The 2509-nt window shown below is 64.0% G+C and carries 3 protein-coding genes; 1 reads left to right on the plus strand and 2 read right to left on the minus strand.

Annotated elements, in window-relative coordinates; translation table 11 throughout:
- The first annotated feature begins 2 nt into the window (after positions 1-2).
- Positions 3-353, plus strand: a complete 351-nt coding sequence (locus J3476_RS27745; RefSeq protein WP_207069462.1) for a hypothetical protein — start codon at positions 3-5, stop codon at positions 351-353.
- Positions 354-413: 60 nt separating this feature from the next.
- On the opposite strand, the gene J3476_RS27750 is transcribed toward J3476_RS27745, so the two are convergent.
- On the minus strand, positions 414-863 hold the full coding sequence (locus J3476_RS27750) for a nuclear transport factor 2 family protein (protein WP_207069463.1): 450 nt from the start codon (positions 861-863) through the stop codon (positions 414-416).
- Positions 853-2073, minus strand: coding sequence for a cytochrome P450 (locus tag J3476_RS27755; protein ID WP_373889155.1), 1221 nt, complete (start codon positions 2071-2073; stop codon positions 853-855). Before J3476_RS27755 ends, J3476_RS27750 begins: the two co-directional genes overlap by 11 nt.
- Positions 2074-2509 lie beyond the last annotated feature (436 nt).

Consider the following 2509-nt stretch of genomic DNA (forward strand, 5'->3'; position numbering starts at 1 on the left):
GCATCGCGTTGAGCGCGTCGGTTCTGACACCTGCACCGGCACACAGCCAGCCGCCCAGCTGCGACGACGCGTTCTGCACGCCAGGGATCACCCCCGGCGTCGTGCTGGGTGCATCCTGCAACGACACCCGGCACTACGTCTTCGGCACCACCTCATGGGGTCGGTTGGTGTTCTGCGGGTCCCCGAGACGCTATGAGCCTCGGTATTTCCGGTCACCGCCGATGGTCGGCGTCAAAGCCGAGAACTCCTTCTGCCGCGGTCATGAGAACTCGGTGGCGCAGGGATTCGACGGCCAGTTCCTCATCTGTCAGGCTCTCGACGGCCTTCCGCTGTGGCGTCGCGGTGACAACTGAGAGCCGATGACGCCGCATGATCATCCCTCACCGCGTTCGGGTCCGGTGCGGCAACGGTGTTCAGTCCTCCGACGAGAACTCCATCAAGAGGTGGCTGAGGCGCATCGCCTCCAGTAGCCATCGATCTCGCTCGCGGCGCCACGTGTCCCGGTAATGGCCGAAGGCGGTCAACGATGTGCCGTTGCTCCAGATGACCCGCTCCTGCACCGGCCAGACGACGTCGGCGACGTCGCCATCGATGCTGATCTCAGGGAGATGGACCTGGTGGACGGTTCGCGCGCCCTCGACACCGGCCTGCAGCGCCGCGATCACGGATTCCCGGCCGACGAGAGGAACCGAGGCGGGGTTGCCGGCGTCGAGATCGACGGTGACATTCTCGGCCAGCATGTCGGCCAGAGCGGGCCAGTCCTTCGTGTCGAGCAGCCGACAGTACCGAGCTTTCGCGCTGACGAGCTCCCACTCCCAAGCCCCATCAGAGCGCCGGTGGTCCCGCGGACCGTCAGCTGACATCGAGTTCCAGACTGCTCAAGCGACGCACGAGGATGCTGGGTAACCACCCTCCGACAGTGGCAGGCTCGATCCATGCCGTGCGATCGAGCAGGTAGTCGAGCACCACCTGCGCCTCCAACCGCGCCAGCCCGGCGCCGACGCAGAAGTGCGCCCCCTTGCCGAACGTCAGGTGCCCCCTGCCCCCTGGGCGGTCCAGCCGAAACTCCGAGGGAGATTCGAACTGCTCGGGATCACGGTTGGCCGCACCCCACAACAACAGCAGACGGTCACCGGCGGCCAATTCCACCCCGTCCAACGTGGTGTCCACCAGCACGTGGCGGTAGTGGCCACGGAATGGCGGCTCGTAGCGCAGTGCCTCTTCGATGAAGGCTCCGAGGAGCGTGCGATCACCACGGACCAGCTGCTGAATCTCCGGTTTGGATGCCAGCAACCACACCGCGCTGCCCAGCAGTGACGCCGTGGATTCACCGCCCGCACTGAACAAGGTCAACATCATCACGGCGGCCGTGGTGTGGTCGACGGTGCCACGCGCGCATGCTGTCGCCAGATCGCCGAGAAGGTTGTCGCCGGGGTCGGCCGCGGCACGTTCGAAGTGCTCCGTGATGTAGCCGTGCAACTCGACCGCGGCCTGTTGTGCCTGCGCCAATCCGTCGGCGTCGATCAGACCGTCGAGCAATTGTGTCGTCGCGTAACCCGCGTGGACGAGCATGTCGACATCGCTGTCGGGGACGCCGATGATCCGAGCGACGATCATCATCGGCAGCCGGTTGGCCAACGCACCCATCCATTCGATACGGCCGTCGTGGAGGCCTTCGGCCCACAGGCGATCGGCTGTCTCGCTGACGAATTCGGCGGCCGATCGGATGCGCTTGGCTGCCAGCTGGGGCACCAGCATTTTGCGGTGGGCGGCGTGGTGCGGATCATCAGCGGTGGCGAGAACCTGGGTGGGCCCGCCGACCTCATCCATCGGATAGGCGGACACCCCTGTTTCGGGGGCATACGTCATCGTGGCCGTGAGGTTCGAGGAGAAGTCCTCGGGGCGGGCGAGCACCTCGTTGATGCCACGCCAACTGCAGACGGCATGGAACCCCGTGCGGCCGATCCGGTGAACAGAACCCGCATCGAGCATACGGTCGTAGAGCGGATACGGATCCTGGATGGACCCATCACTGAAGAGTTGAGTTCCGAGGCCCTCGACGTCGATTTTCACCTGAAGGCAACCCTTTCGCTCATTCCTTCGAGAATGTGAACGCGGCGCGGCGTCGTGGTTTCCGCCCAGGTCACCAGCTTTACGAGAGACGGTGTGGTTGTCAATAGAACAGCTACTGTTATATTGTTTACCATGGTCGACGGCTGCCGGAGGGTGTGCACCGAAGTGCGACTCCGCTCCACGGCAATTGCGAGAAACCCACATTCGCCGCTGATGGAATATATGCCCTCGTGTCACTCCCGCGTCTCGGATGTATCGACGTGACACCACGATCGAAGCCAGGTCCGGAGCGGTGGTCGACCGGGATCAGTCTGCCCAATGGGTTGTCGGGGGCGATGCAGGCTGTTGGTGGGTTTTTTGCGATGGCTCTGGATGCGGTGCGGTTTGTGTTTGTGCGGCCGTTTCAGTGGCGGGAGTTTTGGAGCAGTGTTGGTTT

The sequence above is a fragment of the Mycobacterium sp. PO1 genome (assembly GCF_017312405.1).
Classification (GTDB): Bacteria; Actinomycetota; Actinomycetes; order Mycobacteriales; family Mycobacteriaceae; genus Mycobacterium.

Bases quoted from the DNA above. Each gene is read 5' to 3' on its own strand.
- J3476_RS27750 (WP_207069463.1), bottom strand. From the start codon at position 863: ATGTCAGCTGACGGTCCGCGGGACCACCGGCGCTCTGATGGGGCTTGG.